The 24,169-nt window shown below is 35.7% G+C and carries 21 protein-coding genes and 3 pseudogenes; 19 read left to right on the forward strand and 5 right to left on the reverse strand.

Going from position 1 to position 24,169, the window contains the following annotated elements; all coding sequences use genetic code 11:
* Window positions 1–409: 409 nt before the first annotated feature.
* Together BM012_RS25070 and BM012_RS25075 are read left to right on the forward strand one after the other, a co-directional pair.
* Window positions 410–1,414, forward strand: coding sequence for a DUF3231 family protein (locus tag BM012_RS25070; RefSeq protein ID WP_061804061.1), 1,005 nt, complete (start codon window positions 410–412; stop codon window positions 1,412–1,414).
* A gap of 56 nt (window positions 1,415–1,470) precedes the next feature.
* Window positions 1,471–1,851, forward strand: a complete 381-nt coding sequence (locus tag BM012_RS25075; RefSeq protein WP_407719644.1) for a hypothetical protein — start codon at window positions 1,471–1,473, stop codon at window positions 1,849–1,851.
* A gap of 115 nt (window positions 1,852–1,966) precedes the next feature.
* Here BM012_RS25075 and BM012_RS25080 read toward each other — a convergent pair whose 3' ends face one another.
* A complete protein-coding gene (locus BM012_RS25080) occupies window positions 1,967–2,842 on the reverse strand; it encodes a DMT family transporter (protein ID WP_061804060.1) in 876 nt (291 codons plus the stop codon).
* Between the two features lie 424 nt (window positions 2,843–3,266).
* Between BM012_RS25080 and BM012_RS25085 the strand changes: the two genes are divergently transcribed.
* Window positions 3,267–3,833 (forward strand): RBBP9/YdeN family alpha/beta hydrolase, encoded by a 567-nt coding sequence (locus BM012_RS25085; RefSeq protein WP_061804059.1) that lies wholly within the window; start codon window positions 3,267–3,269, stop codon window positions 3,831–3,833.
* 357 nt (window positions 3,834–4,190) lie between these two features.
* Here BM012_RS25085 and BM012_RS25090 read toward each other — a convergent pair whose 3' ends face one another.
* Window positions 4,191–4,505: a helix-turn-helix domain-containing protein gene (locus tag BM012_RS25090; protein WP_061804058.1), complete on the reverse strand. Its 315-nt coding sequence runs from the start codon at window positions 4,503–4,505 to the stop codon at window positions 4,191–4,193.
* 285 nt (window positions 4,506–4,790) lie between these two features.
* Between BM012_RS25090 and BM012_RS25095 the strand changes: the two genes are divergently transcribed.
* The 6 genes and pseudogenes from BM012_RS25095 to BM012_RS25120 all read left to right on the forward strand — a co-directional run.
* On the forward strand, window positions 4,791–5,618 hold the full coding sequence (locus tag BM012_RS25095) for a dihydrodipicolinate synthase family protein (protein ID WP_064504984.1): 828 nt from the start codon (window positions 4,791–4,793) through the stop codon (window positions 5,616–5,618).
* Between the two features lie 190 nt (window positions 5,619–5,808).
* Complete coding sequence (locus BM012_RS25100) at window positions 5,809–6,522, forward strand: hypothetical protein (RefSeq protein ID WP_061804056.1); 714 nt, start codon at window positions 5,809–5,811, stop codon at window positions 6,520–6,522.
* Window positions 6,523–7,110: 588 nt separating this feature from the next.
* On the forward strand, window positions 7,111–7,680 hold the full coding sequence (locus BM012_RS25105) for a dihydrofolate reductase family protein (RefSeq protein WP_061804055.1): 570 nt from the start codon (window positions 7,111–7,113) through the stop codon (window positions 7,678–7,680).
* Window positions 7,681–7,793: 113 nt separating this feature from the next.
* Entirely contained in the window at window positions 7,794–8,177 is a 384-nt protein-coding gene (locus tag BM012_RS25110; protein ID WP_061804054.1) for a VOC family protein, read from the forward strand.
* Between the two features lie 190 nt (window positions 8,178–8,367).
* Window positions 8,368–9,168: an SDR family oxidoreductase gene (locus BM012_RS25115; RefSeq protein WP_061804053.1), complete on the forward strand. Its 801-nt coding sequence runs from the start codon at window positions 8,368–8,370 to the stop codon at window positions 9,166–9,168.
* Between the two features lie 44 nt (window positions 9,169–9,212).
* A pseudogene (locus BM012_RS25120) lies at window positions 9,213–9,581 on the forward strand (VOC family protein); the annotation flags it as partial.
* A gap of 203 nt (window positions 9,582–9,784) precedes the next feature.
* Here the strand turns inward: BM012_RS25120 and BM012_RS25125 are convergent.
* Complete coding sequence (locus BM012_RS25125) at window positions 9,785–10,210, reverse strand: hypothetical protein (RefSeq protein WP_061804052.1); 426 nt, start codon at window positions 10,208–10,210, stop codon at window positions 9,785–9,787.
* Window positions 10,211–10,629: 419 nt separating this feature from the next.
* Here BM012_RS25125 and BM012_RS26695 point away from each other — a divergent pair.
* Window positions 10,630–10,737: pseudogene (locus BM012_RS26695) on the forward strand (IS6 family transposase); the annotation flags it as partial.
* Between the two features lie 196 nt (window positions 10,738–10,933).
* The gene (locus tag BM012_RS25130; RefSeq protein WP_061804051.1) at window positions 10,934–12,196 is read left to right on the forward strand and encodes a dicarboxylate/amino acid:cation symporter; all 1,263 of its coding nucleotides are present in this window, start codon (window positions 10,934–10,936) and stop codon (window positions 12,194–12,196) included.
* Window positions 12,197–12,465: 269 nt separating this feature from the next.
* Here BM012_RS25130 and BM012_RS25135 read toward each other — a convergent pair whose 3' ends face one another.
* The gene (locus BM012_RS25135) at window positions 12,466–13,740 is read right to left on the reverse strand and encodes an MFS transporter (RefSeq protein WP_061804050.1); all 1,275 of its coding nucleotides are present in this window, start codon (window positions 13,738–13,740) and stop codon (window positions 12,466–12,468) included.
* A 359-nt stretch (window positions 13,741–14,099) separates the two neighbouring features.
* On the opposite strand from BM012_RS25135, the gene BM012_RS25140 reads away from it, so the two are divergent.
* The gene (locus BM012_RS25140; RefSeq protein ID WP_061804049.1) at window positions 14,100–14,624 is read left to right on the forward strand and encodes a DinB family protein; all 525 of its coding nucleotides are present in this window, start codon (window positions 14,100–14,102) and stop codon (window positions 14,622–14,624) included.
* A gap of 609 nt (window positions 14,625–15,233) precedes the next feature.
* Here BM012_RS25140 and BM012_RS25145 read toward each other — a convergent pair.
* The gene (locus BM012_RS25145; RefSeq protein ID WP_061804048.1) at window positions 15,234–16,343 is read right to left on the reverse strand and encodes a GntR family transcriptional regulator; all 1,110 of its coding nucleotides are present in this window, start codon (window positions 16,341–16,343) and stop codon (window positions 15,234–15,236) included.
* Between the two features lie 359 nt (window positions 16,344–16,702).
* On the opposite strand from BM012_RS25145, the gene BM012_RS25150 reads away from it, so the two are divergent.
* The 7 genes and pseudogenes from BM012_RS25150 to BM012_RS25175 form a co-directional block, all read left to right on the forward strand.
* A complete protein-coding gene (locus BM012_RS25150; protein WP_061804047.1) occupies window positions 16,703–18,313 on the forward strand; it encodes a xylulokinase in 1,611 nt (536 codons plus the stop codon).
* A 22-nt stretch (window positions 18,314–18,335) separates the two neighbouring features.
* On the forward strand, window positions 18,336–19,031 hold the full coding sequence (locus tag BM012_RS25155) for an L-ribulose-5-phosphate 4-epimerase (protein ID WP_061804046.1): 696 nt from the start codon (window positions 18,336–18,338) through the stop codon (window positions 19,029–19,031).
* Between the two features lie 49 nt (window positions 19,032–19,080).
* Entirely contained in the window at window positions 19,081–20,505 is a 1,425-nt protein-coding gene (araA, locus tag BM012_RS25160) for an L-arabinose isomerase (protein ID WP_061804045.1), read from the forward strand.
* A 63-nt stretch (window positions 20,506–20,568) separates the two neighbouring features.
* Window positions 20,569–20,718, forward strand: a complete 150-nt coding sequence (locus BM012_RS26630) for a hypothetical protein (protein ID WP_161939300.1) — start codon at window positions 20,569–20,571, stop codon at window positions 20,716–20,718.
* Between the two features lie 153 nt (window positions 20,719–20,871).
* Window positions 20,872–22,224, forward strand: a complete 1,353-nt coding sequence (locus BM012_RS25165) for a sugar porter family MFS transporter (RefSeq protein ID WP_061804044.1) — start codon at window positions 20,872–20,874, stop codon at window positions 22,222–22,224.
* Window positions 22,225–22,549: 325 nt separating this feature from the next.
* Window positions 22,550–23,578, forward strand: coding sequence for an aldose epimerase family protein (locus BM012_RS25170; protein ID WP_061804043.1), 1,029 nt, complete (start codon window positions 22,550–22,552; stop codon window positions 23,576–23,578).
* Window positions 23,579–23,921: 343 nt separating this feature from the next.
* A pseudogene (locus BM012_RS25175) lies at window positions 23,922–24,169 on the forward strand (helix-turn-helix domain-containing protein); the annotation flags it as partial.

Genomic DNA, 24,169 nt, shown 5'->3' on the forward strand with positions numbered 1-24,169 from the left:
TTTACTCCGGGCAAGATGTGGGACGCGGCACAGTAGCATTATGAATCTACTTTTCCTCTTGCCAATACCCAAGCAAACCTGTGCACTATCTTGAGCTAATCCTTACGAAGCTTACAAACCTTCACTTTCGTTCACCATACTCATCTTCCCCTAGCAGTGTTCCGAGCCGTGCACTGGCTCTCTGTTTCCGCATTTCCGCATGCAACCCACGAATCCGTTGCCAGACACGCAGTTTTGGACAGGGATAGTTTTTGCGTCTAAACTAGTGGCGTGAGCCACACTATATAAAAGCGACTTCTTGTCGCACCATAACACGAATTATCGGAATTTACATGCTAAAAACCTTTTTTATTAAGAAAGAAGTCATATCTATTAATGAATCGGCAAATATTATCCAAGAGGTGATAATATGGATAAGAATAAGTTAAAACTCACATCTTCCGAAATAGGAACACTATGGGGAGAATATATGAACGGAACCATGACAGATGTAGTCAATCGATATATGTTCTCTACCATTGAGGATGAGTCAATAAAGGCCCTTTTTGAAGATGCTATCAAAACCTCCTCAAAACAAAAGAAACAAATCGTAGCTTTTATAGAAAATGAAGGGTTTCCAGTTCCCATTGGATTTACGGAGTCTGATCTCAATAAAGGTACTGAGAAGTTATTCACAGATATATTTTGCTTGAATTACTTACATATCATGACTTTGCATGGTTTGTTAGGACATACCACTTCATTAGGTGTTTCCGTCAGGGAAGACCTACGGCATTTTTACGATTCATGTGATAATGATGCGAAAAGGATGTATCATCAAACGATTGAGTTATTGCTTGAAAAAGGAAACTTTCAGAGAGATCCTTTATTTTATCCCGCAACAAATCCTGAATTTATTTCTAGCCAAGATTTCACAGATGGCATTTTCGGAAAAGGAAGACGTTTATCTGCACCAGAAATTATAAGTATTTCAGTCAACCTGAAAAAGAGTATTATGGCTAAAACGCTTTCTATCGCCTTCAGTCAAGTCGCTCAATCAAAAGAAGTGAGAAAGTTTTTAGAGGAGTCCGAGAACACAGCTGATAAACAGATACAAGTCTTTTCAAAAATCATGCACGCGGATAATTTACCCGTTCCTAGATCATGGGAAACAGAAGTGACCATTTCAACTGACTCCCCGTTTTCCGATAAGTTAATGTTGTATCATATTGGTTTCTTGTTCCAAGCTGCACAAGCGTATCACGGAACTGGTTTAGCATCAGCTATGCGAACGGACCTTGTCACAACTTATGAAGGCACCATTCTGAAAAATCTAATGGTAACAAAAAAATGGTTTAATATTATGGTGAAAAATAAATGGTTAGAACAACCGCCACTTGCTCCTAATAGAAAAGAAATTGCAAAGAGAAAATAATCAAAACACTATTTCTAAGGTATGTCTAAGTGAATAAGAATCCATTTAAAAAGCTAATGTGGAGTATTGCACTTCCTGGATTTGGTCAATATTTTAAAGGCACAGTTTTATTTATACTTGAATTTTTGATTCATGTACAAGCGAATTTTAACGAAGTTATTATTTTAAGTTTTCGAGGAGATATTTCATTAGCTATCCAACAAACGGATTATCCATGGTTTATGTTTTATCCGTATTTATATTCTTTTGCGATGTGGGATGCTTTTAAAGACGCGCGAGGAGGAAAAGACCGATATTCTTTTCTTCCTTTTATGTTTGGCGCTTATTTTGTAACCGTAGGAGTGATTTATTCCTTTTTAAACTGTATAAAGTATTTATTTTTAGTTTACATAAGACATCCTCAGGGAAGTAATAAAGGCTCAAACTCGTTGTCATAGAACGAGTTTGAGCTTTTTCTTGCCCATTAAGTATACTTTTACGGACACACAAAAATACTAGATAAAAAAAGAAACCTTTGGAATTTGTCATTCCGCGGGTTTCTTTTTTATCATTCTACTCTTTTTCTCGAATAACTAACAAAACACCAATTAAAATCAAAAGTGAACCGATCCAAAATGTTCCCCCGATCTTTTCACCTAACAAAAGCCAGCCAAGGAATGTTCCAACTAGAGGTTGAAAAAAGAAAAATAACCCTCCACTCGAAGCATTTAATAATTGTAATCCACGATTCCAAAGGATAAATGCACAAGCTGTTGACACAATACCTAAATATAAAAGGCCACTCCAAATTGTCGGATGACTTAATTGAGCCATAGAAATCTCATTTAATCCTTTTAGAACAAAAGGGGTTAGGATGACAAGAGCAACTAAAATAGAATACGTTGTCACCACTAGTGGTGAATAGCTGCTTGGAACACGTTTGATAAGAACTGACATAAGAGCCCATGTTAAGGCTGCCACCAAAAGAGAAATACCACCAAGTTGGCTAGACATATCTATATTACCGTTCCCCACAATGAGAAATACTCCTATTGTAGCTAAGCAAACAGATATCCCTTTTTTCATATTTAACCGTTCTTTAAGAATGAATCGAGCAAAAATCACCATAAAGGCGGGTGTAGAAGATGTAATGATAGCTCCCATTTGAGCTGAAGATAACATTGTGCCATATTCTTGCGTAACAATAGAAATTGTATTGCCCACTATACCAATAAGGGCAATTAACAAGAAATCTCGTCTATAGATCTTCCAAGACTGTCTTTTTATTAGACCAATGATAAAAAGAACAACAATCGCCACTAAATATCTCATCCACACCAATTCTAATGGTGGAATTACATCTACAACCACTTTTACTACAACATACATGCCGCCCCAAATGCTGGAAGCCAAAGCTAAATATATAGAACCTAATAAGGTGTTTTTCATTTTTTGTACCCTCCGTTTTTAAAAATTAGGTCAATGAATGCCCTAACGGAGAGAAGTAGTCACTTTACTCCATTAAGGACGGAGAAGTGCTACTGGTACATCATTTTCAAATAATGGAGCTAAAAACATTTCGCTTCACCTCAATTTTACTCTAATAGGACTATTATACAGGGGTTTTGTTTAATCGAAAATCTCTTTAGGGTAAAAGATCCACCGTCTATTAAATAGGACATTTTCATAAGCTGGTTTTCTCTAAAAAGATATATGCCTTATACAAAACTAGTCAACATAACACGCCTTATCGGCCCTGAAAAAGGATCCCCGTTTAAAAGATTCTTCAGCCTCTTCAAGGGTTTCTCCTACCATTTAGGGTTGGATTAGTAATATACTGTTTTATATCTATAAAAAGAAGGGAAGAGGAGCAGTGGGAAAACAAGTATATATTATTCATGGATACGGAGCTTCACCAACTAATCATTGGTTTCCATGGTTAAAAGAAAAATTAGTAGCAGATGATCATCAAGTTTCAGTTCTTCACATGCCAAATTCGTCTGATCCCAAGAAAGAAGAATGGTTGGAAACATTAGCTAATAACATAAAGAATGTAGATAACAATACTTATTTTGTAACACATAGCTTAGGGTCTATCACACTATTGAACTACCTAGAACAATTAGACCCATTACCAAGCTTTGGAGGCTTTATTCTTGTTTCTGGCTTTTCTGAATCATTATCATCCTTACCTTCGTTAAACCCTTTTACGGTTAAAGAGGTGGATTATAAAAAAATAATTTCTGCCACTCATTCACGTGCTGTTATTGCTGCAAAAGATGATTCTATTGTTCCTTTTCAATTCAGTCAAAGTTTATCAAAACAATTGAATACATCCTTTTATCCTATTGAAAAGGGGGGGCATTTTCTAGAAGATGATGGGTTCTTTACTTTCCCATTGGTTCATGATGTTTTAAATAATATGATGAAAACGGGATGAATAATGAGGGTGTCACCTTTTCGTGACACCTTAAAACTAAAAAATGTATCTAAACAATCTGGCCCGATTGTTGAATAAGATTTCCAATAATCAAATGAATACTCTGTACGAACTTAGTTCACATAATGTAAGTTCGAAGAATTAAGAAAGCACAAATCCATTGATTAATAACGGATTTGTGCTTTTTTGTTTGACTTATGTATCCTTTTACAGACCTCTAGAAGCTCATTTGATATTTATCTCTTTGGCGTGTTAAAGAGTTAGATCATTTTTATGTTTTGGATAAAAAAGTAATTCAGAGGAGGGAATTATAAATAAATAGAGTTGTATATGATTTAAACTTAAGTTAATTTATGATTAACATAATACCTGAATCAAAAAAACTTCAACAAATAAGATGATAACACCTATAATAAAGGGTGAAATAGAAAATTCCACATCCTCTTCGTCTATAACAACTTTTTTCTGAGATATCAGCTCACCTTTAACTAATTCATCTGATGAAATAGCATAGATTTTACTCAGTTTAATCAAATTGTCCATATCAGGATAATTCTTATTCGTTTCCCATCTGTAAATGACTCGTCTAGATACATTCACTTGTTGAGAAAGATCCTCTTGGGACATATTTTTCGCTTCTCTTAACTTTTTCAATCGCTGACCTAAATCCACTTTAATCACCTACCTCTCATTATTACTCTATAACAGATAAGTGAAATTATCTATAAACGCTTTGTAACAGGCATAAATCCCTAGTTATCATACTGTAACTTATAAGAAGTGATGAAATAAATTCAGTTGGAACGCCTTTAATCTTTTTTGGTAAGATTATCTAAAGGGATATTTTGTAGATAAATCTAAAGAAATATTTAGAAATATACACTACCTTTAATCATATCTTAGAGGCAGAAAAATTGGATAGTAACGTTAAAAGATAAAGGGAAAGAGGATGACATTATGTTACAAGAAACAGTTCATATTGCTGTACCAACAGGATTCTTTAAAGATGAATCTCTAAATATTCAAGGAACAATAGAACATATTAGATATTTGTATAATCAAGGAGTAAAATCTGTTTTGGTCTGTGGCTCCACCGGAGAGCAACATAGTTTAACACTTAAGGAGAAAATGGAGATACTAAGTCATTTAGTATGGGAAGAAGAACTTATCAATCGTATGGAAGTTATATTTGGTATATCATCCATTAGACAGTTAGAAGCAGAAGAATTAGCAAAGAGAATTTGTAATACAAAAGTAGCAGGCCTTTTGCTTGGATATCCACCTTATATTTTACCTACACAAGCAGAAGCAATGGTTTATACAAAGAGAATTATCAATCTTAGCCAGAAGCCTATTATTTTATATAATAACCCTAAACGAACTGGATTTGACTTATCATTAGAAAGTGTTGTCCAGTTAAGTAAGATAAATTCCGTGGTGGGAATAAAAGAAGCTGGGAATAAAGAAAGAGTTGGACTCCTGAAAAAACATATCAAAAGAAATAATTTTCATTTTTATGCTGGTGGAGAAGTAGAATTAGAAGAAAAAGTATTACAAGGATTTAATCGACTTTCTTCTATTGCTGGAAACATCTTTCCTATAGAATGTAAGGAATGGTTTAGTAAAATGCTCACTAATCAAGAGATAACGGAGCAAGAACAAAAAAAGATGAAAACCATTATTGAACAAGTATATCAAGGAAGTCCTTTAGTAAATGTAAAAGAAACGATAAATAAAAGGGGGATTTCATTAGGGATTTGTAGAAGTCCACTTGGAAATGTGTGATTGAAATATATAAAAGAATCCTACTTTTCTATGAAGTAGGATTTTCTTCTGCTTGCTATATCCAGTATTTCACATGATTGAGTTCAAGACATCTACCTATTATTTAACAACGTTTCCATCTAAAGTCTGGTTTCTCTCCTTCTGATAAAGGGAATTAAACCCAAAAAGTCAACCTCAAAAGGAGACAATCATGGTTACAATTGAATCGATCGTAATAGGGATTGTATTCATCATCATTCAACTATACGCATTAACAATTGTCGAACGCTCTCCAATAGGGGAGCAAAAGCTGCTGTCATTATCCGGCGGTGTAGCTATTGCTTATGTGTTTATTTATATCTTACCGACGCTTCATGGGAAACAAGAAGAACTTGGAGGATCGCTGGCCCTTGATACTGAACTTTATTTTCTTGGTCTTCTCGGCTTACTAGTCTATTTTTCGGTTTATTCATTTGCTGAGACGAAGGCAGCAACACAGCTAAAAGAACAGACCGTTTATATGGTACAGGTAAGTTTCTTTATGGTTTATTCTTTTATCATTTCTTATGTCGTGTTTTCGTCTGATGTCCAGCGAGTCGAATCACTATTCTACGGATTGGCTATCAGCCTTCACTTTATTGGGTTGTCCTACCATTTAGGAAAAGAACATCATCGCTTGCACAAAAACAGAGGTCGCTATATGCTTGCCGGAGCAACTTTGTTTGGAGCAATCGTAGGCATTTTTGGTCCCTCATCAGGCCTATTTGTTGAGTCGATGATTGCTTTTAGTTCGGGTGCAATGTTATTTAATGTTATCAGCAAAGAACTCCCTTTCGAAAAGAACGCGCACTTGCCAACCTTTTTAATCTCATCTCTTGTCTACGCCGCCACAATGATTGCGTTAAAAGCTTTTTTCAATTGGTAGGTAAGCGGCGAGGTACTTTGTAAGAAATAAGTGAATCGATTCTGGTGCAAATACTTGAAGAAAATATAATAAAGCGAAAGATTTCCAGTGACCCCTTGTTTTATGTTATGTATTGTATTCAAAAACAAAAAACTCCCTTGTGCAGTTCATAAGTCAGTAGTTTTTCTTGTTTTTATGATGTATATAATATACAAAGCTAGGTTACATAAAATATCTTCAAAGAAGTAATAAAAGCTTAACCTTGTTGAATGACAATGAGGTTGAGCTTTTATTACCCTTTAAGTATACTTTTACAAATCTCAAAAAAGGCGAACCATTTATAGAAGTGTTTGAACAGAAATTCTGTAATGAAATATAGGTTCTTCCTATTCAGCGATTTGGCCATTTAATGGAGGAAGAATCCTAAGAAAAATGGAATACTTATAGAAATGATAGTATGGTGTTTGGGGACAATGGCACTTAAACTATAGATGCACGTTAGTTTAGTAAAATAAGTAACTCTATTCAGAAATAAAGGCTGTAAATAATGAAAATATAAAAAACTTGGCGGGAGAAACAATACCTAAATGATTATAGGGAGGCAGAATTATGTCCAATAACGTAAGACCAAGAAGAATAATTTTAGATTTAGCAGTTACTTTAGATGGTTTTATTGAAGGGGAAAATGGAGAAGTTGATTGGTGCATCATGGATTCTGAGATGGGATTTATTAATTTCTTAAATCAAATTGATACTATTTTATATGGAAGAAAAAGCTATGAGTTATGGGGACAATTTACTCCAGGAATTGAAGATACTGAAACTGAAAAAGAACTTTGGGAATTAGTTCATAGTAAAGAAAAATATGTGTTTTCCAGAATGCAAAAAGGGACTGATCATAAAGCAATATTCATAAATGATAATATTGTGGAAGAAGTAAATAAATTAAAGAATAAGCCTGGTAAAGACATCTGGCTATATGGCGGAGCAAGTCTAATTACAACATTTATCAATTTAGGGCTTGTTGATGAATTTAGATTATCTGTTCACCCTGTTATTTTGGGAGAAGGAAAACAGTTGTTTATGGATATAAAAAAGAGGTTGAATTTAAAAGTGATTAATACAAGAACGTTCTCTTCTGGCGTTGTGCAACTAATCTATCATTTGAATAGGAAGTAATAATATGGAAGACTTAAATTCGTGATAATAGAGTTCTTGAAACTACGACAACATAGTTTTATATATGTGACAAAGCTCGATTCATCGCAATTTTTAAAGGAGGAAAAAACAGTATGAAAATCATAGTTACCAGCATATTTGTACAAGATCAAGACAAGGCACTAGAGTTTTATTCAGAAACGCTGGGTTTTGTAAAAAAGCAGGACGTTCCCGCCGGTGAATTTAGGTGGATAACGTTAGTTTCTCCTGATGATCAAGACGGTACAGAGCTCTTGCTCGAACCGAATGTCCATCCAGCTGCCAAAGAGTATCAAAAGAAGATATTTGATGAAGGCATTCCAGCAACAATGTTTGGTGTTACAGATGTTCATAAAGAGTACAAACGATTAATGGAACAAGGCGTGAAGTTTACTATAGAGCCGACAGAAATGGGCGAAGTCACGCTGGCTGTCTTTGACGATACATGCGGCAACCTTATTCAGATAGCTCAGAAGTAACTTTATCAAAAATGATTTTGTGCGCATCCTGGAAAGGTGAAAGAGAACTATGCTAAATTCTTATTAGACCAACTATAATCTTACAAGGACTGCATAGTTTGGAATCAAACCCCCTTGTTAGAGGATAGATGCTGTTTGTATATCTGTCTTTTTTATTTGGGAATAACTATATCTCTCGTTGATCTTATCTATGCGTCCTTCTATGGAGGATATTTTAATGAATCACTTAAAAGAAAAGATTGCTATTATAACAGGAGCAAGTCGTCTAAAAGGTATCGGAGCTGCTATTTGTAGAGAGTTAGCCGAAACAGGATATCATATATTTTTTACTTATTGGACGGATTATGATAAAGAAATGCCTTGGGACTTTGAATTAGATGAGCCAATGATATTAAAAGAAGAGCTCGTACAAAAAGGGGTCAGAGTGTCATGTATGGAGCTAGATTTATCTCATCCTGATGCACCTGAAAAACTTTTAAATAGAGTCATTAAAGAACTTGGTCATCCAGATATCTTAATTAATAACGCAGCATTCTCAACTAATACCGAGTTTTCTAACTTAACTGCAGAAGAATTAGATAAACATTATATGATAAATGTTCGTGCGACAACACTTTTAAGTATTCAATTTGCACAAAAGTTTAATAAGAACAGGGGAGGGAGAATCGTCAATCTTACTTCCGGTCAATTTCAAGGACCAATGCTTGGCGAATTAGCATATGCAACGACAAAAGGTGCCGTTGATGCTTTAACTATTACGCTATCGGCAGAACTTGCCTCTTTGGGAATAACAGTCAATGCCATAAATCCAGGACCAACTGATACTGGATGGATGACAGAAACGATTAAAAGTCACCTAAAACCATTGTTTCCTTTCGGTAGGGTAGGGGAACCAAAAGATGTTGCAAAAACGATAAAGTTTCTAGTGAGTAATGAAGCGGATTGGATTACAGGTCAAATCATCCATTCAGAGGGTGGGTTTAAAAGATAGATGAAACAAAAAGTCAATTCCATTAGAGGAAATCGGCTTTTTTAGTTTTAAATTGCGTACCATACAAAATTCCCGAAATGTTGGCGGTACCCCTATTAAGCCAACTAGAATTAAATTTCACCTTAAATATTTATGATAAAGTAGAAGGAAACCAAGTCAATCATTTCGGTTTTCAAGTTGAGACGCGCGAAGAAATAGCAGCCCATCAATTGCGATTAGAGAAAGAAGGATTTTTTGCTCGAGAAGAAATGGATACAATCTGTTGCTATGCTGTTCAAGGTAAATTTTTGGTAACAGATCCTGATGGTAACGAGTGGGAGTTGTTCTATACCAAATCAGATAGTGAAGTTCAGCAAATTGGGGCTTCCCTAGAGGTAGAAAATAATAAAACCCCCTCTTTTAATTGTTTCTGATTCTAACTCATTTTACTAAAAAAGCCAGAGCTTCCTTGGCGTGGAAGCTCTGGCTTACTTTATAATACTTAATTCCTTAGTTCACATAACAAGAAGTATCGGCAATGAAAAGAATTGGGTATCCAAAAGGGTTGTTACTATAATAACCGTTCTAGGAAGCATTCTAATGACCAACTATCCTAATTCTTCTTGACTAGTATAAATCAGTCCCAAGCTGTTACAGTGGAATTTCCGCCAGAATATTTGGCAAGATAAAATTCGGCTTGATCACCATCGACATAATCACCGATATTTTTAAAGACATGACAGCCATTTGAGTCAAAATCATTACTATCTGTACCTGCTGTTTTAAAGTAGGTACCTTTAACCCCATTAGATATTACTTCATCATCTGGATTATACGGATCTTCTTCAAATAACTGATAATAGCCTGGTTGACTATTAGAACTAAGACAAATTTTAAAATCGCCTCCACCGGATAGAAAGATTTTACTTTGATTGGTAAATTCATCGCTCCCTAGAGAATCCCAGTCACCACTACCATATTGCGGAACAGTATTTGCAAATACAGAAGAAGGAACGAACAACGTAACAATTAATGACATGACCAACATTTTAATTTTTTTCATAACTACCTCTCTTTTTTGAAGTTTTTATATTTTGATATTTCTAAAAATTTTAACATATTATACATATCCTTTCATGAGAGGTTATACCTGATTTTTTCTATTTGTTATTTTGTAATAAAAGGCTTGTTATTTTGGGATTTTGGTTACCTTGACATTTAAGACTAATACGAAAAATATCAGAAATATAGGTTATTGAATGAGATATTAGAAACATACATACTCTATACAAATCCAATTAACATAATGTTTCTTTTCCTTTAGGTATACTTTTATGACCCTTCCACCATCATTCATTTAGAATATATAAATTTCATATAGAAAAGAATTAGCTCTGGTGCAGAAGCTTCAGGACCATTACAAGTAATCTCTAAATCTTGGTCATACTGGAACTATTACTCTAAAAAAGGTGTATGATCGGTATGGAAAAGGGAAACTTGTTCAAATGAAAGCACTATCAGCCTGGTATTATCTTATTAACAGTTAGATGGTATCTACGATATAACTTGAGCTTTCGTGATTTGATGGAAGAAGGTCCGGCTACCTTAAAGTTTTTGTACCAGAACAAATTTTTATTAACTGCTCATGGTAAAATGTAATTTGAAATATATAACTATTGGGTGCGAAAAGATATACACCTATTTTTACTCCGCATGCGATGGGGAAATCATAAAAATTCTTGTGTTGTCGATGAGTAAGCACTTGTTATTTGGAGGAGATATAGCCATGGTTTTAAGTGTATTCAAAACGTACAGATCATCTCTTATTCTACTTGTCGCCATTTTAATTGGGGGGATAGTAGGATATGCTATCGGGCCAGCCGTAGCAGTTGTGAAGCCTTTTGGGGATTTGTTTCTTAATTTAATGTTCATGATTATTGTGCCACTTGTTTTTTTTAGTGTCGCTTCTGCGATTGCAAACATGAACGAAATGAAACGCCTTGGGAAAATTATGCTGGGTATTGCTGTTGTATTCATAGCCACTGCTGCTATTTCAGCAGTTTTAGGATTTATAGGAGCATCTCTTTATAATCCATTACACAATGTAGATACTTCTGCCATTAAAGAGTTAATGGGAGACAGTGAAAATACAACAGAGAACATGACGCTTTTAAATCAGCTCGTTAACACGTTTACCGTACCTGATTTTGTAAATTTATTTTCGAAAGAACATATTTTACAATTAATTGTCTTCGCCATCATTTTCGGTATCGCTACGACGATGGCTGGAGAAAAAGGACAACCTATGGCTAAATTTCTGACGTCTGGTCAAGAAGTATCAATGAAAGTTGTTAAAATTGTCATGTACTATGCTCCGATTGGGTTAGGTTGCTATTTTGCTACTGTAGTAGGAGAGCTAGGTCCAAAAATCTTGCAGGGATATGCTAGGGCATTTATTCTTTACTTATTAATTGCAATCGTTTACTACTTTGGTTTCTTTACTCTATACGCGTGGATGGCTGGGGGCAAAGCGGGAATTAAGCTGTTTTGGAAAAATGCAGCTGCTCCTTCTATTACAGCTATTGCTACTTGTTCTTCTGCCGCATCTATTCCCATTAATTTAGATGCAACGAAGAAAATGGGTGTACCATTAGATATTGCTGAAACGGTTATTCCATTAGGAGCAAACACGCATAAAGATGGTTCTGTTATCGGTGGTATTCTAAAGATTGTTTTCTTATTCAGTTTATTTGGCAAAGACATGACGTCTGCTACAAGTATTCTCAGTATTTTAGGCGTAGCCTTTTTGGTTGGAGCAGTAATGGGAGCTATTCCTGGAGGAGGGATGATTGGCGAAATGTTAATTATTACGATTTATGGTTTTTCACCAGAAGTGCTGCCAATCATTGCTGTCATTTCAACGATTATTGATGCTCCTGCTACACTGCTAAATAGTACAGGAAATACAGTAACAGCGATGCTTGTTACACGTTTTACAGAAGGTAAAGATTGGATTAATAAAATCAGGAATAATGATAGAGTCGCCTAAATAAAAAGGCGGGGAAAAAAGATTTATTGTCTGTTTTTCCTGCTTTTTTGTTTAAAATAATTAATTAAAGTAATGTTAAGGAAATAACAATTAATGAGTGGAATAGTTACTCTTTAGATGTTGCACCAGAACCTTATAACAAATAGGTAAAATTAGCTACAAACACTTTGTAACAAGGTGTAAACACTAGTTAACCTAAAACATGTGCGAGGAAGATATAAAACAAAGGTGGCTTTTATAAGAGACACCTTTGTTTAAATTCTATATTTCTAGTGAGGAGTTTTTGTAGCAACACCGTTTGTCATATTATGTTCTAACACGGCTGCATGCTTAGTTTTAGTAAAAAGTAGTCCACAAATGGCGATGACTAATTGTGTACCAATTAATACATAAAAGCCAGATGAAATATTGTTGTTTCCATTTAAGCTAATAATGTAGCCCATGATAGCAGGGATAAAGGCGGAGATAAAGTTCCCTAGTCCATTGATTATCCCATATGTACTTCCTACACTTTTGGGATCAGATAAATGTTGAACCAATGTTGGAATGGCAGCTCCTTGAATTCCCCAAAAACCGTTGGCTAGTATAAGTCCTAAAATAATCATGATTATGTTGTTCGATGTAATCGTTAAGATGATGGACAAAGCAGTAGCCAATCCGCCAACAAAAAATATCATGGTCATTTTTTTGTTGGCAATTCGATCAATAATATATCCACCCAAAAATTTGGATAAAATACTAAAAATGAATGGTAAAGAAGAGATAATGCCCATCTGTTTAATGGAAAAACCTTTTTCATCTAATAAATATGCTGGTAACCATGAACTGCTTCCCCATAAGTAACTTAGTGTAGCGACTTCGATTATGAGCACCCATATAAGCCCTGGCGTTTTCAAAGCGGTAATAAAAGTATTAGTTAACTGCTTGATAGACCTTTTACCCTCATTCTGATGATGTTTAGATGGCTGAATGAAAAATAAAATGAGTGGCAGCCCAATTAATATATTAAAAGCACTTAATATATAGAAAGATGATACCCAACTAAATTGATAAATAATAAAAGTGATAATGGGGAATCCAATTGATAGACCGATAGAGACCCCCATTGAACTAACTGCATTTGGCTTTCCCCTTTCATGGGAGTTAAAGTGTTCATTAACGTACATCGTTTTTAAAGAGAAAAGAGGTCCCTCGCTCGCCCCTAGAATAGCTCTAAAAATTAGTAAAATAAATATTGAGCCGGCAAGAGGTGAGATTGCAGTGAAAATAGCCCATAAAATAATGCTAAGAATCAATCCGCGTCGGTATCCTAAAAAAGTTTCAAAAATGGGTGTTATAAAAAAAGCTGACAATCCGTAGCCTATTAAAAAAATCGTCATCAATTGACCCTGCAGAATCCTATTGTCGTGGAGTTCAAATGCTGTTAAAAAATCATTATTTGTGATTAAAACAGAAACATTTATTCGATCAATATAAGCAATAATAACAATAATTAATAGCGCTAAAACTCCTAACCATCTCTTTTGTAATGAAATCTTCTCCATTAAAATCCCCCTCTTGAATAGTGTAATCAATTTATTAAACCTTTAAAAATTCAAGTTCCTTTATATTGTTTTGTATATGAAACAGCGTTTTATTTATTTAATATATAATAGAATGTTCAGAAAATATAGTCAATACAATTCTGGTGCAAAGCTTACATCTATTTGGAAGAGGTATATAGGTTAAATTCTTGTTTTTCTTATTGAACTAAAGGGGCAGGGGATTTTAATAAAGGAATGAATTTTATGGTAAATTTAGATAGAAATAAGTAAGGTTTTTATTTACAATAGCAGATTTAGACGAGCATAAGCAGAGATATATTATTGAAGGAGATTACTAGAGGAGAGAAAGGGGCGGTTATATGAATTTTAATATGAAAGAAGCTACTGAGGTTTTAGAGCGTACACCACAAACATTGGAATGTTTTTTATCTAATTTATCTAAAGGATGGTTGCAATGCAATGAAGGTGAAGGCACTTGGAATGTCTCAGAAGTAATTGAGCATCTCATTGAGGGAGAGAAAAATAATTGGATACCAAGGTTAGAAATGATTCTTCAGGAAGGTGAGAGTAAACCATTCCCTCCATTTGATCGTTATTCACATTTAAATGAAAGGCCCGACAGATCGATTGAACAAAAACTGCTTGAGTTTAAAGCGATTAGAATCCAAAATATAACCAGCCTTAAGGGGCTTATTGAATCTCACTTGCATCTTGAAAAGACGGGTTCACATCCTGAGTTAGGTATAGTGAAGTTAAAAGAATTGCTTTCTACGTGGGTTGTTCATGATTTAACGCATATTGCCCAAATTGTACGTGTAATGGCTGAAAGATACAGAGCAGACGTTGGACCTTGGAAAGAATATTTGGGTATATTGAAGAGGTAATGATGAAAGGAGAAAAAGTTAACTTCCAGAAATAAAAGTCTCATTTCACATAATTTTGGTTATTAGAACAAAAAAAGCGCAGATTCATTCAGTCACAACGAGTTTGCGCTTTTTCTTTTTGTTTATATATTTTTTTACGGATGAGTAGTGAAACATTATTTATATAACCAAAACATGAGGTTTAGAAAGAGTTGCATGTTTTAGCCTTTTATAAAATATGTTTTGTATGAACAATACCGAGTTAAGTGTGCCAAAAGGAGGCTTTCGTACAAAAGAAGATAACAACGCCAATCAACCGATTAATTTCGCTTATCCTTTATAAATATCCTCGCAGCTCCCGTTTTTTAAAATGGCAATAATAAGGTTTAATAGCTCGGTAATCGCCGTTCCGTTTCTAGAAAATGTCCTTCTGCACTTGTAATCGTTTAATGCTAGTATCCGCCAACCGATTATTAGAGCATTGTCTATTCTCCTACGTATCGGCTCCCCTAGGCTTTTGCTACATTTACTCGACCTTTCTCGTATGAACGAGTTAAAATATGGAGTTCAGTCGAACCGGCGTCTTTTAAGTGCTCATCTAGTATTACATAGTGCTGTGTTTATATGCTTTTAAGCCTTCCTCAATGTCTCGTTTACTTCTAACTCTTTTACCGTTTCTCCTTCAATTAACACTGGTTGATAATAGGTTTCTTTTGGTAAATTTTTTCTTCCGTGTAGCTTCTTAATGATCCAATCAGCTGCATCGCGTCCCATTTGTTCCTGGGGGTGGGTCAATGTCGTTAGGTTGATATTAGCATTTTTGGAAATATAAGAATTGTCCTGGCCAATAATTGATAGTTTTCCCGGAACAGAAATATTAAGTTGTCTGCATACATTTGCTACTTCCAATCCTACTTCGTCGTTATAGCAAACAATTGCAGTCAACACGTCTCTATTTTTATTTAGAAACTCTTTCAAATTAGTGTATAAATCCAGCTTTGTCTCTGTATCGAACGAAAGCACTTGCTCTGGCTGAAATCGTAATTTGGCTTCTCCGAGCGCTTTTATATACCCCTTCATTCGATACTTTCCTTGTAAATCATCCATCTTTGAAATGAGTCCAATTTGTGTGTGTCCTTTCGAAATTAATTCTTTTGTTGCAAGATAGCTAGACTGCACATCATCGAGACAAAAGAAAGGAACATCTAATTCTTCATAATGAGCATTGATCATTATGAATGGAACATCCTGTTCCTTGAACGATAGGTAGTAAGAAATATTGGGATTATATAGATTGCTTTTCGTAGGTTCAACAATCAACCCATCCACGCCAAATGACAACATCATTTCCAAAGCTTTTTTTTCTTGTTCCACATCATTATTTGTACTAGCTAATAGTAACGAATAATTATCCTCATTCAATCTCCCTTCAATTCCACGAATAATGGAGGGGAAAATGTAATCAGAAATGTAGGTCGTGATTACACCGATTATTTTGCTATTGGAATTTCCACCAGACTTGGATTGATATTGGTTACTAACATAAGTGCCAGATCCTTTTTCACTTCTTAAGAATCCTTCTTTCGATAGTTCTGAAATGGCCTTTCGAACAGTGTGTCGGCTAACTTTGTACTTTTCTTGAATGGAGGATTCAGTAGGGATTTTTTCTCCTACGTTGTAATCTCCTGAAAGAATTTCACTTTTTATATCATCAATAATGACTTGATACTTTGGTTTCATTTAACTCACTTCCTTTATAGTTGTTCACGTGCAAATTTATTCAATTGAAATATTTATACGTACATATTTTATCGCAGTTTTGAATGTTTTAAAAGATTTCACCTTATTTTTGTACAAATAACCAAACAATTATAATTTTTTTGTTTGGGTTTTATGTGACGATAAACCCCTTTATTATAAGTTTTAAAGGGGAGGGTGTGGTGGAATTATCGTTATAATATTTGTAAGTATGTATAATATTTATGTTGACAAATGTACGTACAAAAAATATACTGAGGTTGTTAATAAAATTAAGCGAAAAGGAAAGCGCTTCCTTTCGATTATAGATATTGAAACCGCTGTCAGAGGAGGGGATTAATGTGAAAACGAATCGATTAAACATTAAACAAGCGATTACTGAGGGAGAAACTTCACTTGGAATTGAATTCGGATCCACACGCATCAAAGCAGTGTTAGTTGATAATCGTTTTGAAACAATCGCATCTGGAAGTTATGAATGGGAAAACCTTTTGGAAGATGGATTTTGGACGTACAACTTATTGGATATTATCACTGGTTTGCAATCAGCTTATAGTGAAATGAAGCAAGAAGTTGAACGAAATTATGGAATCACAATTCGAACAATTGGTTCTATTGGATTTTCTGCTATGATGCATGGGTATATGGCTTTTGATCACACTGGTGAGCTACTTGTTCCGTTTCGGACTTGGCGTAATGCAACAACCAGTGTTGCAGCAAAGGAATTAACTGATAAATTCCAATTCAATATCCCTGAACGATGGAGTATTGCTCACCTTTATCAGGCAATATTAAACGAAGAAAAACATTTACCGCGTATTGATCTTATTACCACTTTAGCTGGATATATTCACTGGTTATTGACTGGTAATAGAGCAATTGGCATTGGAGATGCTTCGGGCATGTTCCCAATTGATGAATCAACGCAGGATTACAATGAATTGATGGTGGAGCAGTTTGATGAACTAATTGCAACGAAAGGTTATCCTTGGAAGCTAAAAGATATTCTTCCTAAAGTCTATATCGCAGGCGAGCAAGCAGGTGAATTAACCGAAATTGGAGCAAAAATTTTGGATAAATCACAAAACTTACAACCAGGCATTCCACTTTGCCCACCAGAAGGTGATGCTGGAACAGGGATGGTTGCTACGAATAGTGTGAGAAAACGTACCGGAAATGTCTCAGTAGGAACTTCAGTCTTTGCAATGATTGTATTAGAGAGAGAACTTTCAAAAGTATACCCAGAAATTGATTTGGTAACTACACCAAACGGTAGTCCAGTTGGAATGGTTCATGCGAATAATTGTTCAAGTGATATCAATGCTTGGCTGGGATTGTTCCGTGAATTTTCTGAAGCAATGGGGCAAAAGGTTGAAATGAATAAATTATTCCACGTGCTGTTAAATAAAGCTTTAGAAGCCGATCCAGATGGTGGTGGTTTGCTTAGCTACGGTTATTTCTCAGGTGAAAATATCACTGGATTAGAAAAAGGCCGACCATTATTTGTCCGCTCGCCTGAGAGTAATTTCAATTTAGCAAACTTCATGCGGACTCATCTTTTTACTGCTTTTGGTGCTTTGAAAATCGGAATGGATATTTTGAAAACTAAAGAAAATGTCGCAATTGATAGTATTTTAGCTCACGGTGGTTTATTTAAAACCCCTGTTGTTGGACAAAAAATTGTTGCAGCTGCAATGAATGCTCCAGTTTCAATTATGGCAACAGCCGGAGAAGGCGGTGCGTGGGGAATTGCTATTCTTGCTTCTTACATGATGAACAAAGATCAAAGAGAAAGCTTAGAGGACTTCCTTGACAAAAAAGTCTTTGAAGAGGTTGATAGACAAGAAATTTACCCTGATAGATTTGATGTTGAAGGATTTGAAGAATTTATCGAACGATATAAAAAAGGTTTAGTGGTTGAGCAGGCTGCTGTAGATAATTTGATTTTATGAGTGGAAAACTGGAGGGATTGATGTGTTAGAAAAACTGAAAGAAGAAGTGTTTCAAGCCAATTTGGACTTACCTAAACATGGACTCGTGAAATACACATGGGGAAATGCAAGCGCTATTGATCATGAAAGCGGTTTATTTGTTATCAAACCTAGTGGTGTTGATTATGAAACAATGAAAGCTAGTGATATGATCGTTGTTGATTTAGATGGAAATGTTGTGGAAGGAGCGTTGAACCCTTCATCAGATACACCGACTCACGCAGTCCTTTATAAGCATTACCCAGAAATCGGTGGCATCGTGCACACTCATTCAACTTGGGCGACAATTTGGGCTCAAGCAGGCCTTGATGTTCCAGCGATGGGGACCACTCATGCGGACACATTTTATGGCTCCGTACCATGCGCGCGCTTCTTGACACAGGAGGAAATTGATCGCGGTTACGAAGTGGAAACGGGCAATGTAATCATCGAAACATTTGAAGAGCGTGGGTTAGATATTTTAGCAGTTCCCGGTGTCTTACTTCATGGTCATGGTCCATTTACTTGGGGCAAAGATGCAAAATCAGCGGTAATAAATAGTGTGGTATTAGATGAAATTGCGAAAATGAATTTATTTGCACGAGAACTAAATCATTTTGCTGAAGAATTACCACAACGTATTTTAGATAAACACTATTTACGAAAGCATGGGAAAAATGCCTATTATGGGCAAAAGTAATACAAACTATGAAAATATCAAACTATTAAATTAAGAAAAGAGGGTTATTATGTTAACAACAGAAAAAAAAGAATTTTGGTTTGTCGTAGGTTCACAACATCTTTATGGGGAAGAAGCGTTAGCAGAAGTCAAAGCACACGCACAAACGATGACCGATGCATTAAATGAAAGCGGTATTTTACCTTACCGACTTGTATTGCAAGATTTAGCTGTTAGTGCAGATAAAATCACAAGCATCATGAAAGAAATCAACTATCGTGACGAGGTTGCTGGTGTTATCACTTGGATGCATACTTTCTCGCCTGCGAAAATGTGGATTCGCGGAACAAAATTATTACAAAAACCATTACTTCATTTAGCAACACAATTCAATGAAAGTATTCCTTGGACAACGATTGATATGGACTTCATGAACCTAAACCAATCAGCTCATGGTGATCGTGAATATGGTTTTATCAATGCCCGTTTGAACAAACAAAATAAAGTTGTCGTAGGTTACTGGCAACGCGCTGAAGTGCAACAGCAAATTGCAGACTGGATGGACGTAGCGGTTGCTTATAACGAAAGCTTCAACATCAAAGTCGCTCGCTTTGGTGACAACATGCGTAACGTTGGAGTCACTGAAGGGGATAAGATTGAAGCACAAATTCAATTTGGATGGACAGTTGACTATTTTGGTATTGGAGACCTTGTTCAATACGTGAATGATGTTAAGGACGAAGAAATTGATGATTTACTCGCAGAATATGCAGATCTTTATGAATTTGATTATGGTACTTACAGTAAGGAAGATTGGGAGAAGAGCGTAAAAGTACAAGCAAGCTATGAAATCGCCATTAAACGTTTCCTTGATGATGGGGGTTACAATGCCTTCACAACTAACTTCGAAGTTTTATATGGTATGAAACAGCTTCCTGGTCTTGCAGTCCAACGTTTGATGGCACAAGGATATGGCTTTGCTGGTGAAGGAGATTGGAAGACTGCAGCGCTGGATCGCTTACTCAAAGTGATGAGCCATAACCAATCAACTGGCTTTATGGAAGATTACACATATGAATTAGCTGCTGGTAAAGAATCAGTCCTTCAATCACATATGCTTGAAGTAGACCCAACTTTAGCAAGTAATAAACCAAAAATTATCGTATCTCCATTAGGTATTGGTGATCGTGAAGATCCAGCACGGTTAGTATTCGACGGTAAAGCAGGGGACGGCGTGGTTGTTTCAATGGCTGACTTTGGCATTCATTATAAACTTTTGATTAACGAAGTTTCTTTATTTGAGCCAACTGTTCCAGCGCCAAAACTTCCAGTAGCCCGTGTGCTTTGGGACATTAAGCCAAACTTCCAGGATGGGGTTAAAGCTTGGATTGAGAATGGTGGCGGTCACCATACAGTTGTTTCATTAAATTTAACAACAGACCAAATCATCACCTATGCAAAACTTGTTGACTTAGAATACGTAGTTATTAATTAATGTCTCTACCCTCCGAGGAAGTTTTGCTTCCTTGGAGGGAAAATATATATAAGTAAAAAAATAATGGATTACTTCTGCCTTGCTAAAGATGTGACGGAACAAGTATTTGGAGAAGCTGCGAAAGATTTCATTGGGAAAATAGATGAAACAGTCGAATTCGATCATAACTTTATCCGTGACAACGGTGTGGATATTCTGGAATTTAAAGAATAGAAATGAGAACCATTAGCGAGCTAATCAAATCATGATCCTCTTATTCGTAAGAGTGAGTGTGGTCTTCAGGAAAAAATGAAAGCGCTTATAACATTGAAATGAAACTATGTGATTTACGGGGAAACTCAGAAAATGTAAAGGAGAAATATTATTATGAGTAAAGTATCAAGTAAATTTATCTTCTTCTTTGGCTCATTTGCTGGTATCTTATTTGGTTATGATATCGGGATTATTGCTGGTGCCGAAGGACATATCCAGCAAGATTTTAATTTGAGTCCATTATGGTTAGGAATTGTTGTATCTTCTTTAATGGGTGGAGCTATCATTGGCTCAATTTTAAGCGGTTTATTAGGGGATAAATTTGGACGTAGAAAATTAATTCTCATTGCCTCTCTGATTTTCTTGGTAGGTGCGCTTGGTTCGGCTGTTGCACCAGATAAAATCACCTTGACGATTGCTCGTATCTTCTTAGGAATAGCAGTCGGCACAGCGTCTTCTTTAGTTCCTGCATACATGTCCGAAATAGCACCAGCGAATGTTCGTGGGAAACTTTCAGGTTTGAACCAATTAATGATTGTAATTGGATTGTTGTTAAGTTATATCGTAGCTTTCATTTTTGAGCCAATTCCAAACAGTTGGAGATTAATGCTCGGTAGTGCTGGTATTTTTGCTATCGTATTATACCTTGGTGTACTAAAACTTCCAGAATCACCTCGTTACTTAATTAAAAATGGTATGGCAGATAAAGCACGTGAAGTATTAACTTCTCTTCGCGCTTCAAAAGACGAAGTAGATGCTGAAATTTTAGAGATTAAAGATGTTGCCGAACATGAAAAATTAGGTATTGGCCAATTATTCCATAAGAAATTCCGCATGGCTTTAATTATCGGGGTTGGGATGGCGACCTTCCAACAAATTCAAGGATCAAATTCAATCGTTTATTATGCCACAAGTATTGCACGCAAAGCTGGTTTAGCACCGCAAGTAGCTGCTGGATTTACTGTTATTGTTGGTGTGATCTTCGTGGTGACAACCATTATTTTCTTGCAATTTGTTGATAAATATAACCGTCGTACAATTCTTACTGTTGGTGGCGCAGGTATGGCTCTTTCATTCTTTGCACCGGCAATTCTTGGAGCGTTAGGAATGAATGAAAGCGCACTCAACTGGGTAACGTTAATCGCGCTTTGCTGCTTCATCCTTTGCTATTCGTTTTCTTGGGCACCACTTACTTGGATTATTGTTGGGGAAATCTTCCCACTTTCTGTACGCGGAATCGGTGCTGGTATTTCATCTGCCTTCAACTGGACAGGTTCACTTGTCGTTGGACTTGTTTTCCCAATTCTTGCTGATATGTTTAGTTTAGGAGTCATCTTCTCATCCTTCGGTATCATTTGTATTTTAGGATTACTCTTTGTACGTTTTGTAGTTGTAGAAACGAAAGGGCGTAGCTTAGAACAAATCGAAATAGAAATGGCAGCTCGTTCTGAAAAAAGAATTAGTTAGGGTAATTGAAGTGTAATAAATATAGTGAAGCAGGATCAAGCTTCGATGGGGGCAAATACGTAGAGGTAAACTGCGCAACTGTCTCCATCGATATATTTGGTACTTCAGCTCTCGGAAATATGGTTTACGAAAAATTTGGTTTCACAGCCAAAAATACCATTGCAAAATATAAAGAATTAGTTTGATTGTTAGTTCCCGCTATGAAATGAAGGGGCATTCAACGCGCTCCTTTGATTTCCTTCCTAAAAAATGTTTGAAATGTTCTGTTTTGGCCTTTATTTATCAAAATTACTGAAGAATTTAATTGTGAAAGGGGCCGGGAAAAATGAAATTAACACAAAGTCCATTTGGAGATAAAACATTACTGTTTACTATTGAAAATGATAATGGAGTGATAGTAGAAGTTACAAACTTTGGTGCAAGAATCGTCAATCTTTTTGTCCCAACGGATTCAGGTTATAAGAACATAGTATTGGGATTTGACTCTATTGAGGATTACAAGAAAGAAACATACTGCGGAGCAACAATAGGAAGAGTCGCTGGAAGAATAAAAAATGGTGAATTTTCACTTGATGAATCACTTTACAAAACGTCTGTAAATCAATCAGGGAATACTTTACACGGTGGAACCTCTGGATTTGATGAGAAAATTTGGAATTATGAAGTAAATGAGACGGATCAAAGCACATCAATCATCTTTTCAACAAATTCACCCCATAGTGAGAATGGTTTTCCAGGGAATTTAGAAGTAAGTGTGACTTATACATTAGACAACTTAAATACTTGGTCAGTGAGTTATCAAGCCAAAAGTGATAAAGACACAATTTTTAATCCGACAAATCACGTCTATTTTAACTTAACAGGACATCCAAGTAAGCCAATCGATGATCATTCTTTACAAATATTTTCAGAAGAATTTGCACCAGTAAATACCGATACCACTGTAACTGGTGAAAAGCGAAGCGTAATTGAAACGCCTTATGATTTTCGAACTCCGAAAAAATTAAAATCAACCTTTGAATCCGTTGATGCAGAAGTGAAAAAGGTTCAAGGAATAGATCATCCATTCTTCCTTACTTGCTCAGAACTTGATCAAATTGCAGCGAAATTAATTAGTCCTGACGGAAAGATAAAAGTTGAGGTATATACAGAAGAGCCTACGATAGTCGTTTATACTGCGAATATTGTGGAAGGTGTACCACTTATGCACGGAGAAAAATTAATTCAACACGGTGGAATAACATTTGAAACCCAAGTTGCTCCAGGAGCTATCGAGTTTGAAGATTTTGGAGATATTATTCTTCTTGCAGATGAAAATTACGCTTCCCAAACAAAATACAAAATCAGTTTTTAGGGATGTAGCTATGGAAATATGGAAGGTAAATTTCTAAAATATAGTCAAATAGCTTTTTTTGATCCTAATGGAAATTTAGTTCATTCAAAAATTGAGGTGCCATCTGATAATCGTGAGGCTCTAAAAGTAGAAGAAACTCGTCAATAGTAGGAGAGTCGTGTACAGTTTTAATGGCTTTTAGAAAAAATGAGTAAGACATCATTATTATAAGAGGGAAATACTAAATCAAGAAAAGACCACCTTTTGCCCTGGACTGACCCCATGAAGTGAGACAAATAAAAAACACCTTTTCGTTAAAGATCGGATACAAATGACCGAACTATAACGTGGAGGTGTTTTTTCTATGGGAACAAGAGTAAGTTATCCAGTAGAAGTGAAAATGAAGGCGATTGAAATGAGGTTAGCAGGCGTGCCTGTAAAAGAAGTCATGGAAACCTTACAGATTCGGAATCGTACCCAACTGAAAACCTGGATGAGATGGTATAAGAATGGAGAGATGAAGCGACTAGAACAGCCTGTTGGAAAACAATATACTTATGGGAAAGGACCGCATTCTCAAGATGCATTCGCTAAATTAGAAGCTGAAAATCG

The sequence above is a fragment of the Priestia endophytica DSM 13796 genome (assembly GCF_900115845.1).
GTDB lineage: Bacteria > Bacillota > Bacilli > Bacillales > Bacillaceae_H > Bacillus_I > Bacillus_I endophytica.

What these genes read in the sequence shown, in the direction of transcription:
- BM012_RS25070 (WP_061804061.1), top strand. Translation starts at nt 410, where the DNA reads ATGGATAAGAATAAGTTAAAACTCACATCTTCCGAAATAGGAACACTA.
- BM012_RS25075 (WP_407719644.1), top strand. Translation starts at nt 1,471, where the DNA reads ATGTGGAGTATTGCACTTCCTGGATTTGGTCAATATTTTAAAGGCACA.
- BM012_RS25080 (WP_061804060.1), bottom strand. Translation starts at nt 2,842, where the DNA reads ATGAAAAACACCTTATTAGGTTCTATATATTTAGCTTTGGCTTCCAGC.
- BM012_RS25095 (WP_064504984.1), top strand. Translation starts at nt 4,791, where the DNA reads ATGTTACAAGAAACAGTTCATATTGCTGTACCAACAGGATTCTTTAAA.
- BM012_RS25100 (WP_061804056.1), top strand. Translation starts at nt 5,809, where the DNA reads ATGGTTACAATTGAATCGATCGTAATAGGGATTGTATTCATCATCATT.
- BM012_RS25105 (WP_061804055.1), top strand. Translation starts at nt 7,111, where the DNA reads ATGTCCAATAACGTAAGACCAAGAAGAATAATTTTAGATTTAGCAGTT.
- BM012_RS25110 (WP_061804054.1), top strand. Translation starts at nt 7,794, where the DNA reads ATGAAAATCATAGTTACCAGCATATTTGTACAAGATCAAGACAAGGCA.
- BM012_RS25115 (WP_061804053.1), top strand. Translation starts at nt 8,368, where the DNA reads ATGCGTCCTTCTATGGAGGATATTTTAATGAATCACTTAAAAGAAAAG.
- BM012_RS25125 (WP_061804052.1), bottom strand. Translation starts at nt 10,210, where the DNA reads ATGAAAAAAATTAAAATGTTGGTCATGTCATTAATTGTTACGTTGTTC.
- BM012_RS25130 (WP_061804051.1), top strand. Translation starts at nt 10,934, where the DNA reads ATGGTTTTAAGTGTATTCAAAACGTACAGATCATCTCTTATTCTACTT.
- BM012_RS25135 (WP_061804050.1), bottom strand. Translation starts at nt 13,740, where the DNA reads ATGGAGAAGATTTCATTACAAAAGAGATGGTTAGGAGTTTTAGCGCTA.
- BM012_RS25140 (WP_061804049.1), top strand. Translation starts at nt 14,100, where the DNA reads ATGAATTTTAATATGAAAGAAGCTACTGAGGTTTTAGAGCGTACACCA.
- BM012_RS25145 (WP_061804048.1), bottom strand. Translation starts at nt 16,343, where the DNA reads ATGAAACCAAAGTATCAAGTCATTATTGATGATATAAAAAGTGAAATT.
- araA (WP_061804045.1), top strand. Translation starts at nt 19,081, where the DNA reads ATGTTAACAACAGAAAAAAAAGAATTTTGGTTTGTCGTAGGTTCACAA.
- BM012_RS26630 (WP_161939300.1), top strand. Translation starts at nt 20,569, where the DNA reads ATGGATTACTTCTGCCTTGCTAAAGATGTGACGGAACAAGTATTTGGA.
- BM012_RS25165 (WP_061804044.1), top strand. Translation starts at nt 20,872, where the DNA reads ATGAGTAAAGTATCAAGTAAATTTATCTTCTTCTTTGGCTCATTTGCT.
- BM012_RS25170 (WP_061804043.1), top strand. Translation starts at nt 22,550, where the DNA reads ATGAAATTAACACAAAGTCCATTTGGAGATAAAACATTACTGTTTACT.